We start from the raw sequence: 16,119 nt of genomic DNA, 5'->3' as shown, positions 1-16,119 counted from the left end.
ACCTCATTCGGTCGGCTTTTCATCGACCTGTGGCAGCTTGATAGGTCTAGATGGAACAACGGTAGATACCGCATGTTTATAAACCATCTGACTTACAGTGTTTTTCAATAGAATCACGAACTGATCGAAAGACTCAATCTGTCCCTGAAGCTTAATACCGTTAACTAGGAAAATAGATACTGGAACGCGTTCCTTGCGAAGAACGTTCAAGTAAGGGTCTTGTAGGGTTTGCCCTTTTGACATAGTGCCTCCTCCATTTGGAGATAATCGTTATTAGGTTGCTACCTCTGTTGCCCAAAATGCGAGCGGAGAACATTTTCCCCAAGCAGAACTACAGTAGACCAAAGAATGATATTAGATTCAGGCAATTAATTCCAAAGATTTATCGAGCAATTTTTGATCCATCGAATCAACTACAACTGCACCCTGCCAACCACGCAACCAAGTCATCTGGCGTTTAGCCAACTGCCGTGTAGCTACGATGGCCTTCATACGCATTTCATTAGCATCGAAATCCCCATCCAGATATTGCCACATCTGGCGGTAGCCTACGCAACGCATGGAAGGTAGATTTAAATTTAGGTCACCCCGATCACGCAAACTTTCAACTTCAGCTTGAAAATTCTGTGCAAGCATTAGTTCAAAACGCAGCTCAATGCGTCGATGCAATACGGCACGATCGGAGGGCATCAGGGCCATCGGCACAATATCCCAGGGGTGCTCTAACACGGACTGCTGCTGCCAGAACTCCTCAATACTTCGACCGGTCATTAAGACAATTTCTAGCGCGCGTTGAATTCGCTGTTGATCATTTTCACCCAAACGAACACCTGAAAGAGGGTCCAACTCTGATAGACGCGCATGAATAGCGGGCCAACCCAACTTAGCTGCATCCGCTTCTATTTCGGCGCGCAACTCCGGATTCGCCTCTGGCAACTTAGCCAAACCCTCTGCCAACGCTTTGAAATAGAGGATGGTGCCGCCAACAAGAATCGGCAATTTGCCCTTTTGATGGGCAGCGTCAATTAGTACTTTTGCATCGTTTGCAAAATCTGAAGCTGAATAGCTCTCAGTGGGATCTAAAATATCAACCAATGCGTGCGGATAATCATGCAAGGTCTGGGCGTCTGGCTTCGCAGTGCCAATATTCATCTCTTTGTAGATGAGCGCGCTATCCACGCTAATAATTTCGGCATCGACACGGTCAAATAGCTGCAAAGCAAGATCAGTCTTACCCGAGGCAGTTGGCCCCATCAAAAAGAGAACTTTAGGCAGAGACACCTACTGCCCCCTTAAAAAGAGCTTGTCCAATTCACCCATCGTGAGCTGTACATAAGTTGGACGACCATGGTTACACTGCCCAGATCGCTCAGTCGCTTCCATGTCACGCAGCAATGCATTCATCTCTGGAATAGTGAGCTGTCGGTTTGCACGCACTGAACCGTGACAAGCCATGGTTCCTAGCAGCTCATTAATACTCTCTTCAATACGGCGCGATGTACCGTAGACTTTCATATCAGAGAGTACATCTCTAACCAAAAGCGACACATCTGAGCGCGCCAGAGATACAGGTACCTCTCGAATAACAATAGACTCTTGTGCCAAGCGCTCCAGAGAGAAGCCAAGCTGTTTAAAAAGATCTGCCTGTTCGGCTGCTATCTCTGCTTCAGCTTCACTAACGTTTAGTGTCACTGGAACTAGAAGCGGCTGACTTCGAACTCCCTCAGACTCCCAGGCACTTTTCATACGCTCGTAAACGATACGCTCATGCGCGGCGTGCATATCAACGACTACTATACCCTGGGCGCTTTGCGACAATATGTAGATGCCATGAAGTTGCGCTACTGCAAAGCCTAACGGCGGAATATCAGCAGTGGATGCAGCGCCTAAAGTCGCTCCAACTGATGAGATTTCAGCCGTCAGCCCAGGCGTTTGCGGATGCAGTGCTGCATAACCTGCCATCTGCTGCTGAATTTGGCCCTGACTCGGCTTCGCAGCTTGGTAAGCACTAAAATTAAAAGCGCCAGGAGAATTAGATTCGCTAGGGAGAGAGATTCGCTGCTGCTCAAACGACTGATTTAGCGGCTCAACCTGCTGTTGCAGATTTGTACCAAAACCAGGCGTCGCTTCTGGAGTCCTATCTCCAGGACGACTCTCGCCAATGACACGATGAATAGATCGGAAAATGAAGTCATGAACCAGTCGCCCTTCACGGAATCGAACCTCGTGCTTAGTCGGGTGCACATTGACATCAACCAGCGCTGGGTCCAACTCTAGATAGAGTACATAGCAAGGGTGCCGGCCGTTATAGAGGACATCAGCATAGGCCTGACGAATTGCGTGCGTCACCAACTTATCGCGAATGATTCGACCATTAACGAAGAAGTATTGCTGATCTGCCTGGCTACGCGAATAGGTCGGAAGCCCAATCCAACCCCAGAGTCGCAAACCTGAGGCTTCCGCTGCGATATCAACATTAAGCGCACTGTTAATAAAGTCTGCGCCGAGCAGTGAAGCGATTCGACGCTCCTTCATCTGCTCTGATATTGCAGGTTTAAGTTGATGCACCACGCGATTGTTATTACTTAACTGGAACTGCAGATCAAAACGACTCAACGCCATGCGTTTCACCACCTCTTCCAGGTGGCGATACTCAGTATTTTCAGTCTTTAAAAATTTACGCCGTGCCGGAGTGTTGAAGAAGAGATCTCGCATCTCAACCGTGGTCCCTTGCGGGTGTGCAGCTGGAGAAACTTCAGCCTCCATATCGCGCCCCTCAGCTCGAACCTGCCACCCACTCTCTTGCCCTTCTGCGCGCGAACTAAGAGTTAGACGTGATACCGAGCTGATACTCGCCAATGCTTCACCACGAAAACCTAAACTTGCAACCGCCTCTAGATCCTCAAGGGCAGTAATTTTTGAGGTCGCATGGCGACTCAGCGCCAGCGGCAGATCATCTTTATCGATACCCTTGCCGTCGTCGCGAATACGAATCAGTTTTACGCCACCCTGCTCTACCTCAACAGAGATCTTTGTGGAGCCTGCATCTATCGCATTCTCCATGATCTCTTTAACCACTGAAGCAGGCCTTTCAACAACTTCACCCGCTGCAATTTGGTTGGCTAATTGCGGTGAAAGTAGGTGTATTCGACTCATAAATTGATCAACCCGCAGGGATTTTAAGAACCTGACCTACGCGAATACGGTCAGACTTCAATTGGTTAAAACGACGCAGTGAATCGAGCGACACACCATTTCTCTCAGCAATAATCGAGAGTGAATCACCGGGCGCAACTTTATGACTTCGTTCAATCGTGGCAGGCTGCTTACCCTGCTGTTTCAGTGTAGCAACCAAGGTTGCAGCGGGAGGCTTACTCCAGAAGTGTCCAACGATGCCATCTGCAATCGCGCGCGCCATGCGTTTTTGATAGGAAGAATCTTTTAGACGTTTCGCTTCACTTGGGTTAGAGATAAACCCAGTTTCAACTAATATCGAAGGGATATCGGGGGACTTCAGCACCACAAATCCCGCTTTTTCGACGTAGTTCTTATGCATTTTGGCAAAGCGAGCGATATTTTCATGAACAGCGCCAGCTACTTCACTGCTACTGGTGCGCGCATAGGTCATCGACATGTCTAACAAAACACTTGCCAGGGTTTCATCTTTATCTTCAAGACTGACACTTCCTACCCCACCAATGAGATCGGCACTATTCTCTTTCGAAGCGAGCCAACGACCCATCTCACTAGAAGCGCCTCGATTACTGAGGACCCAGACTGAAGCCCCTCGAGCTTTGCTACTTTGCGCTGCATCGGCGTGAATGGAAACGAAGAGATCGGCGTTTAACTTGCGCGCTTTCCGAGTTCTACCACGCAAACTGACATAGTAATCGCCGGAACGAACAAGCTCTGCGCGAAAACCAGGTTCCGCATCAATTTGTCGCTTAACCTCCTTGGCAATAGCAAGGACTACATCTTTTTCACGAAGACGATAGGGACCCAATGCACCTGGATCATCGCCACCATGACCCGCATCGACCGCAATGACAATCTCCCTATTTCCAGTCGGCAGTGCTACCGGAGTTGAGGGGGCGGTTTCAGATTCAATCTTTGCGCCACCGCTCCAACCGAGATCCACCACTAAACGGTGTCCATATTGGTCGTTAGGCACTAGCGAGAAACTTGATGGCTCGACTCTTTGCGAGAGATCAAGAACCACACGCAACTTATCACTCTGCAGCCCTGTACGGATGCGTTTGATTGGACTACCGCTCAAATCGACCTTACTAAAATCTTTGGTCGCTGAGCTATTGGGAATATCGATAACGATACGATCTGGATTATCGAGTGCAAACAGTGAATGTTTAACCTCCGAATCGAGATCAAAAACGAGTCGCGTACTATCAGGAGCTTTCCATAGACGCAGGTTCTCGATGGCAGCCGAAAATGCAGGGTTTGCGATTGAAATCGCCAAACTCATTATGCAAAACCGAAACAAACCCAACATAAGAACCCTAAAAAGTGAATTAGACAGAAACGGGAAGTTGTTGAAGCAAATCTCTCCCCTTAGCTGTCATAGCAAAGAGAGATAGTTTACGGCCTTGCTCCAAGGGTTCAAGTTTGATTTCCAAATCAGGCGTCGGGAGCATCCCTTCACCACGTTCTGCCCACTCAACCAAACAGAGGGCCTCTTGATCGAAGTAGTCTCTAATTCCCATATATTCGAGCTCTTCGGGCTCAGATAGGCGATAAAGATCAAAATGATAGATCTGGCGACCATCTAACAGATAGGGCTCAACTAGGGTATAGGTTGGACTTTTCACAGCCCCCCGATGACCCAAGCCTTGAATGAGCCCTCGAGTCAGGGTTGTTTTACCCATCCCCAAGTTCCCCTCAAGAAAGATCACACCTGCGAGCACAACTTCGCCTAACGCCTTACCGGCTCGCAAAGTTGCCTCTTCATCAGCAAGATTCCAAACTAAATCTGCAGTCACTTAACTACCTTAACCCACCTGTGTGTTTAACTTTTTATCTACTAATCTGTTTATCTATTTAATACAGGCTTTAAATGCATCAACAGATCAGACGCTATCAATCCGCGCTCGCCGTCAGCAGCAGCAAGATCTCCAGCCTCAGCATGCAAACTAACACCAAGCTTTGCCGCTTCAAAGGCACTAAACCCCTGCGCCATAAGAGCGGCTATGATACCAGAAAGTAGATCTCCCATACCGGCCGAGGCCATCCCTGGATTACCGGCCTGACAAGTAAATATTTCACTATCACCAGCCACTAGCGTATTAGCACCCTTTAGCACAACGACACCCTTCAACCGCTTTTGTAATTCACAAACAGCGGCTCTTCGATCTTTCTCAATTTCAGAAACGGAAGTATCGAGCAGACGTGCAGCCTCACCTGGGTGCGGTGTAAAAACCGCTTTTGAAGGTGCAGTTAATCGCCCCATTGCAATCAGGTTAAGTGCGTCGGCATCTACCACCTTTGGCAGGTCAGATTTAAAGATCTCACGCGCCACCTCTACACCCCAGCGCTCTAGACCCAATCCAGGACCGACCACCAGAACTGTCGCCTTTTCAATTAAGGCGATCAATTCTGTCGTAGAATTTACACACTGCGCCATAATCTCTGGCATGCGACTTAGGCTTGCGACAACGTGAGATTCAGCCCCAGTGGCTAAGGCGACCCGTCCTGCTCCCGTTCGCATTGCCCCTTCAGCACTTAAAATAACGGCACCGCCAAATCCCTGTGCACCACCAACCACAAGCACAACGCCGAAATCACCTTTGTGCGCTGACCGAGCGCGCGGAGCAAAACTGTGTAACTCTGACTGACTCATATTATTTCCCAAGATAAACAGTGCACTTAAACCTCTGAAGATCCTGATTCACATCTACAATTGCAGTATATTAACGCGGACGATGAATTTTTGCTGAAACAGAATAGATAAATCCCCTGATGACCACTTTTGAACCTAGCTCGCTCGACAATTTAGCAAGCGCTCTTAAAGAGAAGGCGTTTGAGCTGGGCTTTCAACAGTGTGCAATAACGCTTCCAGATATGCGCTCGGAAGAGAGCTATCTTCGAGAGTGGCTGGAGAAAAATTATCAGGGTGAGATGGGTTTTCTAGCTGATCACTTTGAAAAGCGTATCGACCCAAAACAGCTAGTAGATGGCACGCTTAGAGTCATTATGGTTCGCATGGACTACCTTCCTAGCGATGTTAAATTCACCTCAATATTGGCCAATCCAAAAAAGGGCTATATAGCCCGATATGCGTTAGGCAGGGATTATCACAAACTCATTAGAAACCGTTTAAAACATCTAGGACAATGGCTCGAAGAGAGGTGCGAGCAGAGCATAAAATTTCGCCCATTTGTTGATAGCGCTCCGATTTTAGAGCGCCCACTAGCCAGAGACGCAGGACTTGGCTGGGTAGGCAAACATACGCTTCTGCTTAACCGAAGCGCTGGCTCTTGGTTTTTTCTAGGCTCACTTTTTATAGACCTCCCCTTGCCTATCGATACCCCAGAGAGTGAAACCCATTGCGGCAAGTGCACAGCTTGCATGGATATCTGCCCAACCAACGCATTCCCGGCACCTTATGTTTTAGATGCCAGACGCTGCATCTCCTACCTGACGATTGAACATCGAGGCTCAATACCAGAAGAGCTCCGCCCTCTCATGGGCAACAGAATTTTTGGCTGCGATGATTGCCAACTGATCTGCCCATGGAATCGTTTTGCAAAACATACTAATGAAGAGGATTTCTCACCAAGACACCAGCTTGATAACCAAGATCTACTTGAGCTATTTAGCTGGAGCGAAGAGGAGTTTCTGACAAAGACAGAGGGTTCCGCTATTCGTAGAACAGGATACCAAGGCTGGAGACGAAATATCGCCATCGCTCTTGGCAACAGTGCCGATGCAAAAGCGGTGGGGGTGATAAAAGAGGCACTCAATGCTCAAACCGAGACACCGATGGTGCAAGAGCATCTACTCTGGGCTTTGAATCAACTCTCGAGTGAGAGTGCTACCCAAACAGAACCACTACCTCTTCTGCAGCACCCAAATTCAAAGCGAATACCTGATTGATGGGAGCGTCATTCTACCCCCCCTTCTCACGCTACTTAAGAATCCATCCTTAAGAAGTTCTCTCGGTAGTGCTTAAGCTCATCAATAGAGTCTCGAATATCATCTAAAGCAAGATGACTCCCCTGCTTTTTGAGAGTCTCTAAAACATCGGGACGCCAACGACGCGCAAGCTCTTTAAGCGTGCTCACATCGAGGTTTCGATAGTGGAAGTAAGCCTCTAATTTTGGCATGTAACGGTGTAGGAATTTGCGGTCCTGATGAACACTGTTTCCGCACATAGGAGAGACACCTGCAGGAATGTAGGCCGATAAAAAATCGATCATAGACTGTTCTGCTTCAGCCTCACTCGTATCGCTAGCTTTTACTCGATCAACCAGTCCTGAACCGCCATGCTGTTTGGTATTCCACTCATCCATTGCGTCAAGCAGTTCATCCGACTGATGAACTGTAATCACTGGACTCTCTGCCAGAGTATTAAGCTCCGGATCAGTCACAATAATCGCCATCTCGATAATACGCTCTCTATCCACATCCAATCCGGTCATTTCAAGATCTATCCAGATTAAATTTTTATCGGATTTTTTATCGAGCATCGAATTCTCCTTGGGGAATGGATCGCTTCCAACTAGCGAAAACAGTAGAATGACTGATTATACCCTATCCGCTCAATTTGAAACGAGGCCCGATGGCGCAACGTAAAGTAAATAGACGTCAAGCTTGGAGAATCCAGAAGATCCAAGAGGAGAGAACTGCTCGCGCACAGAAACGTGATGAGCAGATAGATTCTCAGCTTGAAGGTGGCGACCTCGGTCCAGAGCAACATGGACTTATCATCTCGCACTTTGGCAAACAGGTTGACGTTGAAGTACTTGAAGGCGAGCTGACAGGTGAGATCATCCGCTGTCACATGCGCACCCATTTGGGACAGCTCGTCACTGGCGACAGAGTGATCTGGCGCAAATCACCTGATGCAGGTGTGGTTGTAGCGGTTGAGGATCGCGATTCTGAGCTGAAACGTCCCAACAACCATGGCGAACTTAAACCAGTAGCTGCAAACATTGATGCGATTTTAATCGTCATTGCTGTAGAACCCTACGCACACGCCAACCTAATTGATCGATACCTAGTGGCATCTGAATTGTCAGATATAGAGCCTGTTATTGTTCTCAACAAAACAGACCTATTAAATGACAATAATCGTGAACGCCTGATACCGCTGCTTGATAGCTATAGAGAGATTGGCTATCGAATTATCTATGCATCAACATCTGATAAAAGCGGACTGGACGAATTAAAAGCCTTTTTAGCTGATCGCACTACCGTTTTTGTTGGTCAATCTGGTGTCGGTAAATCATCGCTGGTAAACACCCTGCTTCCAGGCGTCGACATCAAAGTTGGCGAGCTATCTGAGGCTACACGCAAAGGGCGCCACACAACCACGACTGCACGACTGTTTCACATCCCAGAGGGTGGCAACCTAATCGACTCACCCGGAATTCGTGAATTTGGCCTGTGGCATATTGAACCGACTCGCTTAATCGATGGATTTGTTGACCTTCGAGAAGTGACTGGTCACTGTAAATTCAGGGACTGCCAGCACGAAGCGGAGCCTGGCTGTGCTTTTCATGAAGCGATAGATAAAGGACTGGTTAGTGAAACTCGCTTCTTGAGCTACAAGCAGATTCTAAACTCGATGTTGGAATCGGACTTCAAAGCGAAGGAAGCTAGGTAACCTAGATAGTCACTCAACCCACTCTTGGGTATCATGCAACATCTTTGTAATACACCGTTTGACGGAGATCCTGGTGAAGAAAACTCTATTTATACTGTTCCAACAGATCGTACCCCAGCACCTATTATCACGATTGGTTGGCCGCATTGCCGAGTGCACAAACCCAAAAGTTAAAAATTGGGTGATCAAAAAGTTCATCAACCACTTCAACGTCGATATGAGTGAAGCGGAGCGTTCTGATCCAAGGGATTACGTAAACTTTAATGACTTTTTTACGCGCGCATTAAAGCCTGGTGCAAGAACCATCGCTGAAGGTGAAAACATTCTAGTCTCCCCTGCTGACGGCGCTATTTCCGAGATTGGCAAACTTGAGTTTGGTCGCATTCTTCAAGCAAAAGGGCGTGGCTATGGAGTTAAGACACTATTAGGCGGCTCTGAACAGCGCGCAAAACCGTTTATCAACGGCTCTTTCGCAACCATTTACCTATCACCGCGCGATTACCACCGTGTACATATGCCTATTGGCGCAGCTCTTAAAGAGGCGATCTATGTTCCGGGTGATCTCTACTCTGTAAACCAAACAACGGCTGAAAACGTAGATAATTTGTTCGGCCGCAATGAACGTTTGGTATGTATTTTTGAAACCGAACAGGGTCCGATGGCCATGGTGCTTGTTGGTGCAATGATTGTTGCAGGTATTGAGACCGTATGGGGCGGCCAGGTTGCTCCTATGAAGCGCGTGCCTATCAAAGTATTTAACACCCAAGCAGAGATCCCTCTTCTTCTCGAAAAAGGGGGTGAGATGGGTCGTTTTAAACTAGGTTCAACCGTCATCCTGCTCTTCCCTGAAGGTGACATTGAGTGGTCTGAACACCTGAAACAGGGCACCCCAGTTCGCATGGGTGAAGCTATAGCTACCACACTTTAACTGATTGGATTAGAATGATGCAATCTTTCGCAACGCAATTAACCAATAGCAAACTCTTTCAAGTAAAGGGTGTTGATGCCGAGAAGTTTCTGCAGGGTCAGCTCACAGCAGATATCGCACAGTTAGCTAAGACTGGGCACTCGCTAGCGTCTCACTGCAACATCAAAGGACACATGGTTGGCTTATTCCGCATCATGCGCCTGGATGCGCAGACCTACTGGTTACGCGTTAACGAAGAGATTGCCGACAGCGCCTTCAACAACCTAAAGAAATACAGCATATTCTCCAAGGTTGAGATGAGCTTTCTGGACGATGCGGTTGGCTTTGGGGCTTCCAACGATCAAGCCATCACACTCACCAATCAACTTGGTTTAAGTGGTGAAATCGATCATTTCGCCGCATCCGAAACGACAGCAGTGTGCAAATTAGCTGACAATCTTTGGGAAATTTGGTCAATTGATAGCGTCACTTCATCACTCAAAGCCCAAGTCGACTCCCCACTTGAAAACTGGATAGCAGCCAACATACTCCAGGCTATTCCAGACCTTCGAGCAGCTACACAGGAGCACTTCATTCCCCAGATGGTCAACTTGCAAGCGCTGCAGGGGGTGAGCTTCACTAAAGGGTGTTACACAGGCCAGGAGATTGTCACCAGACTCCAGCACCGCGGTATTTTGAAGCGTGCGATGCGCCTGTACGAAACATCTAACGAAACCAATATTAGCGAAGGGGCTGCTGTTTTAAACGCAGAGGGCGAGTCGCTAGGTGAAGTTGTAATGTCTGCGACCGTTAACGAGAAATGCGTTTTAATCGCTGTGGTGCAGCAGGCTGCTTTTGAGAACTCAACGAAGCTGCAGTTAGACTCAGGGGAAGTTTTGACTAACCTTCCGCTTCCGTATGAGTTAGATCCAAGGCTGTTTGAATCAAAGCGTTAGGATCAGAAGTCTCTATGGGCAACTGCCAATCGATAGCAGTTTGACCCTGCGATATCAGCCATTGATTCACTTTCGAAAATGGCTGACTTCCCAAAAAACCTCGATGTGCCGAGAGTGGTGAAGGGTGAGCACTACTGATCACGAGATGCCTTTCCTGATCAACCATGGCACCTTTTTTCTGCGCATAACTCCCCCACAGAATAAACACAGAGTGCGAGCAACGGTCATTGACCAGCTCAATTATCTTATCGGTAAATTGCTCCCAACCTCGCCCCTGATGCGCGTTCGCCGCACTATCTTCAACGGTTAGCACAGCATTCAACAACAACACACCCTGTTTTGCCCAACTCTCAAGTGAACCGTGATTAGGCACCTTAAAACCTACATCTGTTGCGAGCTCTTTGTAGATATTACGCAACGAAGGGGGAACTTTGACACCAGGTTTAACAGAGAAACTAAGCCCGTGAGCTTGGCCAGGCTGGTGATAAGGGTCCTGCCCTAGAATAACCACTTTCACTTGATCGAGAGGGGTCATCTCTAGTGCATGGAACCAATGATCAGAATCGGGGTAAATCACAGCCCCTTTAGTCCGTCGTTTTTCTAGAAACCCCAATAGCTCCTGCAAATAAGGCTTTTCAAATTCAGGTGCAAGCACCTCACGCCAGGATGGCGCTTGCTCAAGCATCTTTACGCCCCTCGTGGTGCAGTGCTAACTCACTGGAGCTTTTTACCACCTTACCGACAAATGGAGAGTAGTAACGAATCTTTGCAGGCGCGTGGGAGAAGAAACCAGAGAGGGCTATGATGATAAAAAAGCCAAACAACGCCAGGTATGGAAACAGAAAACTCATTGCGAGAATAAGCAGCTTCAAAATGACAGCTAAACCACGCAGTTGTAGCAGCCAGATACCATCGCTAAATATTTCGACACCGATCAGCGCTATGCCGCTACTCACCGCCAAAATAGCAAAGGGTCGCCAAATTTCTATCGGCAGAGCAAACAGAAAAAAGCCTGCGAATCCTGCAATTCCCATAAGGTGCAGTGTTCGCAGGCCAATACTAATGTAGCGTTTTCCAGCAAAGTCTCGACTCTCTCTAGGGAAAATAACACTAGATGAGAGTAGAGACATAGTAGTGCTTCTCTAACCTTAGCTAAGGCTTAGTTGCGAGGACGCATAGCTGGGAAGAGGATGACATCACGAATCGATGGCGAGTCAGTGAATAACATCACAAGACGGTCGATACCGATACCTTCACCCGCGGTTGGTGGCAGACCATACTCAAGAGCAGTCACAAAGTCTGCATCGTAGTGCATCGCTTCATCATCACCCGCATCTTTCTCTTCAACCTGTTTGCGGAAGCGCTCTGCCTGATCTTCGGCATCGTTAAGCTCCGAGAAGCCGTTCGCAAGTTCACGGCCCGCAACGAAGAACTCGAAACGGTCCGTCACAAATGGGTTGTCATCATTGCGACGTGCAAGCGGTGAAACTTCCGTTGGGTATTCTGTAATGAATGTTGGCTGCTGAAGAAGGTGTTCAACTGTCTCTTCAAAGATTTCGATCTGAATCTTACCTAGGCCCCAACCATCTTTAACATCGATATCTAGACGCTCTGCAATCTGACGAGCGGCATGTTCGTTAGATAGCGCTTCGGCTGTGATATCAGGGTTGTATGCAAGGATTGCATCAAATACGGACATGCGCGCAAACGGCTTCTCGAGATCGTATTCAAAGGTCTCAAGCACTTCACCCTCTTCGTTGCGAACAGTGTTGATGATGGTAGTAGTACCCAAAACTTGCTGTGCAACTGTGCGAAGCATCGCCTCTGTTAGATCCATAAGATCCTTATAATCAGCGTATGCCTGGTAGAACTCAATCATTGTGAATTCTGGGTTGTGGCGCGTTGATAGGCCTTCGTTACGGAAGTTACGGTTGATCTCAAACACACGTTCAAAACCACCTACAACAAGACGTTTTAGGTAGAGCTCTGGAGCGATACGAAGGTACATACCGATATCTAGTGCATTGTGATGCGTAACAAATGGACGCGCTGAAGCACCACCTGGGATCGCCTGTAGCATTGGTGTTTCAACTTCAAGGAAACGACGCTCATTAAGGAACTGACGAATAGCCGCAATGATCTTAAAGCGCGTTTCAAATACATCACGTGATTGCAGATTGGTTATGAGATCAATGTAACGCTGACGGTATCGAACCTCAGTATCCTGAAGACCGTGGTGCTTATCCGGAAGTGGACGCAGGCTCTTAGTTAGGAGCTGGAATTCGCCCATATCAACATAGAGATCACCTTTGCCTGACTTGTGCAGCTCACCGGTAATACCCACGATATCACCCAAGTCCAGAGTCTTAGCAAATTCACGAGCCTCTTTATTCACGTAGGCCTGAATACGGCCACTCATGTCCTGCAGCACCATGAAAGCACCGCGGTTTAGCATTACACGACCAGCGATAGAGACCTTAATACCGGCACCTTCCAACTCCTCTTTGCTCTTTTCGCCATGAGCATCCTGAAGTTCCTGCGCGTATGCATCACGACGGAAGGTATTTGGGAAAGCGTTACCCTGTTCACGAAGCGCCGTTAGTTTTTCACGACGCTCTGCAATCAAGCGGTTTTCATCCAATTGTGTGTTATCAGACATCTGATCTCTATCCTGTCTTAAATTTTAGAGGCCAGCTTTCAAGCTAGCTTCGATAAACATATCTAGATCGCCATCAAGAACGCGATCACAGTTTGAACTCTGAACACCGGTGCGAAGATCTTTAATGCGCGAGTCATCGAGAACATAAGAGCGAATTTGGCTGCCCCACCCGATGTCCGCTTTGTTATCTTCCTGCTCTTGAGCCGCTTCACGACGCTTCAACATCTCCATCTCATAAAGTTTAGAGCGGAGCTGTTTCATACAGTTATCTTTGTTCTGGTGTTGCGAACGCTGTGCCTGACTCTGCACCACAATACCTGAAGGTCCGTGCGTAATACGAACTGCCGACTCAGTACGGTTGACGTGCTGACCACCGGCACCAGAGGCACGGTAAACATCGACACGAAGGTCAGCTGGATTAATCTCAATCTCTACATTGTCATCAATCTCAGGAGAGACGAAAACTGATGAGAATGAGGTATGGCGACGACCACCAGAGTCAAATGGGCTTTTACGCACTAGACGGTGCACACCCGTCTCGGTACGTAGCCAACCAAATGCATACTCACCTTCAAAGCGAATAGTTGCAGATTTAATACCTGCCACATCACCGTCAGAGACCTCCATGATCTCTGTTTTAAAACCGTGCGCCTCACCCCAACGCAGGAACATGCGTAGCATCATGCTAGCCCAGTCTTGGGCTTCAGTTCCGCCTGAACCTGCCTGAATGTCTAGGAAGGCGTTATTAGCATCCGCTTCACCTGAGAACATACGACGAAACTCAAGTTGCGAAAGAATGGCACCAAGACGAGTCACCTCTGAGTCAACCTCAGCGACTGTCCCTTCATCGTTCTCTTCAACTGCCATCTCGAGCAGTTCAAGACAGTCGTTACAACCATCCGTGAGCTCATCAATCGACTTGATAATCTCTTCAAGCGCAGAGCGCTCTCGGCCAAGTTTCTGGGCGTTTTCTGGATTATTCCAGATGGCTGGATCTTCTAGCTCGCGCTCAACCTCTTCAAGGCGTTCGCGTTTCTCATCGTATTCAAGATAGCCACGCAACTCTTTAGTACGCGACGCGTACTCTTTAATGCGGTTTACGATAGGATTAATTTCCATAGTCGAGCTGAAGTCCAAAGGTGTTCAAAAGGGGCAATATTTTACAAGAAATCCCTTCCAGTTTGAATCACCAATAGTTAAAACTGCGACAAACTTTAACTCGCTACAAATTAATCCGATTAAAACAAGCGAATCACTTGTCACCAAAGGATCTGTGAGCGATCTTAACCCTTATGAAAAACCTCAAATCCTTTAGCAAAAACCTGCTTGGCACTCTTGGCATGCTTCTTATCACCACTTCACAAGCACTTGCCAACACCGGAGAGTTCATTGGGATGACTGATACCGTTTTTGGCTATGTAGCTCTCGCGATTTTTGTCTTGGGATATCTATTTGTCGTTACCGAAGAGAAGACCCACCTAGCAAAATCAAAACCTATGATGGTTGCAGCTGGATTGATCTGGATAGTAGTTGGATTGGCTTATGCGTATGAGGGACAACAGGCTATCGCCAGCGCTGCTTTTCAACGAGTCGTTTTAGAGTATGCGGAGCTTTTTCTATTCCTGCTTTCGGCAATGACTTTCATACATATGATGGAGGAGCGACACGTATTTCTTGCCCTTCGCAGTTGGCTTATTGCCAGAGACTTCTCGTTACGAAGAGTCTTTTGGGCAACAGGAGGGCTAACATTCCTACTTTCCCCTATCGCAGACAACCTCTCGACGGCACTTCTAATGGGTGCCGTTGTTATGGCGGTCGGAGGTAGAACCAACAAATTTGTAGTCCTGGGGTCAATCAACGTAGTCATTGCAGCAAATGCAGGCGGTGTATTCTCCCCCTTTGGCGACATCACCTCTTTAATGGTTTGGCAGCAACACAAACTACAGTTTTTCGACTTTTTCTACCTAATCCCCCCTGCCCTAGTGAGCTGGTTAGTACCTGCTGCACTGATGCACCTCAAGATCCCCGATGGCCCACCACAAGCACCGCATGAACAGCAACGCATGAAGCGAGGCGGCATGATGGTCATATTGATGTTCATCTCAACGGCTGCGCTCTCAGTGTTTATACATAGCTATCTTGAACTCGCGCCAGTCCTAGGGATGATGACAGGGCTTGGGGTGCTTAAAATTTATGGTTATCTGCTAAGCAGAAGAGACCCTTTAGCTCACGAGCACGAGCTTCGTGGCCATCATCTAGAGACAGCAGGCTCGACCCAGCATTTAAAAGGTGATCACGGCCAGGTGGTCATGAGATTTGATAATTTCAGAGTCGTTGAGCGCGCAAGCTGGGACACACTCATGTTCTTTTACGGGGTAGTCCTGAGCGTTGGAGGATTGGCGACGTTGGGGTATCTCCAGCTCGCCTCCTCAACTTTCTATGGGGGCTTAGGACCCTTAGCGACCAACTCATTAGTCGGACTGCTTTCTGCACTGATCGACAACATTCCCATGATGTACGCCATTCTCTCAATGAACTATCCATTGAGCACCGATCAGTGGTTACTCGTTACGCTTACGATAGGGATAGGCGGTTCAATTCTAGCTATTGGCTCTGCAGCGGGTGTTGCCCTTATGGGACAGGCCGCGGGCATCTACACCTTTAAATCTCATCTTCGCTGGAGTTGGGCTATATTACTTGGATACGGTCTGAGTATCGCAACACATCTAGCGCTTGTAGCAACGATCGGGGAGTAACT

Annotated in this window: 16 protein-coding genes; 5 read left to right on the top strand and 11 right to left on the bottom strand. The window is 48.0% G+C overall.

Annotation, left to right across the window (positions count from 1 at the left end; all coding sequences use genetic code 11):
* Nucleotides 1-3: 3 nt before the first annotated feature.
* The 6 genes from hfq to HH196_RS00610 form a co-directional block, all read right to left on the bottom strand.
* Nucleotides 4-243, bottom strand: coding sequence for an RNA chaperone Hfq (gene hfq / locus HH196_RS00635; protein ID WP_169450182.1), 240 nt, complete (start codon nucleotides 241-243; stop codon nucleotides 4-6).
* Between the two features lie 117 nt (nucleotides 244-360).
* Entirely contained in the window at nucleotides 361-1,281 is a 921-nt protein-coding gene (gene miaA, locus HH196_RS00630) for a tRNA (adenosine(37)-N6)-dimethylallyltransferase MiaA (protein ID WP_169450181.1), read from the bottom strand.
* Nucleotides 1,282-3,156 (bottom strand): DNA mismatch repair endonuclease MutL, encoded by a 1,875-nt coding sequence (gene mutL / locus HH196_RS00625; protein ID WP_169450180.1) that lies wholly within the window; start codon nucleotides 3,154-3,156, stop codon nucleotides 1,282-1,284.
* 7 nt (nucleotides 3,157-3,163) lie between these two features.
* On the bottom strand, nucleotides 3,164-4,480 hold the full coding sequence (locus HH196_RS00620) for an N-acetylmuramoyl-L-alanine amidase (RefSeq protein WP_248276865.1): 1,317 nt from the start codon (nucleotides 4,478-4,480) through the stop codon (nucleotides 3,164-3,166).
* Nucleotides 4,481-4,526: 46 nt separating this feature from the next.
* A complete protein-coding gene (tsaE, locus tag HH196_RS00615; RefSeq protein ID WP_169450178.1) occupies nucleotides 4,527-4,994 on the bottom strand; it encodes a tRNA (adenosine(37)-N6)-threonylcarbamoyltransferase complex ATPase subunit type 1 TsaE in 468 nt (155 codons plus the stop codon).
* A 50-nt stretch (nucleotides 4,995-5,044) separates the two neighbouring features.
* The gene (locus tag HH196_RS00610) at nucleotides 5,045-5,851 is read right to left on the bottom strand and encodes an NAD(P)H-hydrate dehydratase (RefSeq protein WP_169450177.1); all 807 of its coding nucleotides are present in this window, start codon (nucleotides 5,849-5,851) and stop codon (nucleotides 5,045-5,047) included.
* A 119-nt stretch (nucleotides 5,852-5,970) separates the two neighbouring features.
* Here HH196_RS00610 and queG point away from each other — a divergent pair, with 119 nt between their 5' ends.
* Nucleotides 5,971-7,107: a tRNA epoxyqueuosine(34) reductase QueG gene (queG, locus tag HH196_RS00605; RefSeq protein WP_169450176.1), complete on the top strand. Its 1,137-nt coding sequence runs from the start codon at nucleotides 5,971-5,973 to the stop codon at nucleotides 7,105-7,107.
* A gap of 35 nt (nucleotides 7,108-7,142) precedes the next feature.
* On the opposite strand, the gene orn is transcribed toward queG, so the two are convergent.
* Nucleotides 7,143-7,700, bottom strand: a complete 558-nt coding sequence (orn, locus tag HH196_RS00600) for an oligoribonuclease (protein ID WP_169450175.1) — start codon at nucleotides 7,698-7,700, stop codon at nucleotides 7,143-7,145.
* A gap of 92 nt (nucleotides 7,701-7,792) precedes the next feature.
* On the opposite strand from orn, the gene rsgA reads away from it, so the two are divergent.
* The 3 genes from rsgA to HH196_RS00585 all read left to right on the top strand — a co-directional run bounded on the left by rsgA (nucleotide 7,793) and on the right by HH196_RS00585 (nucleotide 10,702).
* Nucleotides 7,793-8,839 carry a small ribosomal subunit biogenesis GTPase RsgA gene (rsgA, locus tag HH196_RS00595; protein ID WP_169450174.1) on the top strand — a complete coding sequence of 349 codons (1,047 nt, stop codon included), beginning with the start codon at nucleotides 7,793-7,795 and terminating at the stop codon, nucleotides 8,837-8,839.
* A 73-nt stretch (nucleotides 8,840-8,912) separates the two neighbouring features.
* A complete protein-coding gene (asd, locus tag HH196_RS00590) occupies nucleotides 8,913-9,767 on the top strand; it encodes an archaetidylserine decarboxylase (protein ID WP_169450173.1) in 855 nt (284 codons plus the stop codon).
* A gap of 14 nt (nucleotides 9,768-9,781) precedes the next feature.
* Nucleotides 9,782-10,702, top strand: a complete 921-nt coding sequence (locus tag HH196_RS00585) for a folate-binding protein YgfZ (protein WP_169450172.1) — start codon at nucleotides 9,782-9,784, stop codon at nucleotides 10,700-10,702.
* Here HH196_RS00585 and ung read toward each other — a convergent pair.
* From ung to prfB, 4 genes are read right to left on the bottom strand one after another with little or no spacing between them, the layout of a single operon-like run.
* Nucleotides 10,647-11,387, bottom strand: a complete 741-nt coding sequence (gene ung, locus HH196_RS00580; protein WP_169450171.1) for a uracil-DNA glycosylase — start codon at nucleotides 11,385-11,387, stop codon at nucleotides 10,647-10,649. The genes HH196_RS00585 and ung overlap by 56 nt on opposite strands.
* On the bottom strand, nucleotides 11,380-11,832 hold the full coding sequence (locus HH196_RS00575) for a hypothetical protein (RefSeq protein ID WP_169450170.1): 453 nt from the start codon (nucleotides 11,830-11,832) through the stop codon (nucleotides 11,380-11,382). Before HH196_RS00575 ends, ung begins: the two co-directional genes overlap by 8 nt.
* A 29-nt stretch (nucleotides 11,833-11,861) precedes the next feature.
* Nucleotides 11,862-13,361: a lysine--tRNA ligase gene (gene lysS / locus HH196_RS00570; RefSeq protein ID WP_169450169.1), complete on the bottom strand. Its 1,500-nt coding sequence runs from the start codon at nucleotides 13,359-13,361 to the stop codon at nucleotides 11,862-11,864.
* Between the two features lie 24 nt (nucleotides 13,362-13,385).
* The gene (prfB, locus tag HH196_RS00565) at nucleotides 13,386-14,480 is read right to left on the bottom strand and encodes a peptide chain release factor 2 (protein WP_169450168.1); all 1,095 of its coding nucleotides are present in this window, start codon (nucleotides 14,478-14,480) and stop codon (nucleotides 13,386-13,388) included.
* A gap of 173 nt (nucleotides 14,481-14,653) precedes the next feature.
* Between prfB and nhaD the strand changes: the two genes are divergently transcribed.
* Nucleotides 14,654-16,117: a sodium:proton antiporter NhaD gene (gene nhaD, locus HH196_RS00560; protein WP_248276864.1), complete on the top strand. Its 1,464-nt coding sequence runs from the start codon at nucleotides 14,654-14,656 to the stop codon at nucleotides 16,115-16,117.
* Nucleotides 16,118-16,119: the final 2 nt, after the last annotated feature.

This window comes from Marinobacterium sp. LSUCC0821 (assembly GCF_012848475.1).
Taxonomy (GTDB): Bacteria; Pseudomonadota; Gammaproteobacteria; order Pseudomonadales; family Balneatricaceae; genus Marinobacterium_E.
The sequence above is the reverse complement of the archived record's forward strand: the minus strand, read 5'-3'. Positions and strand labels throughout refer to the sequence as shown.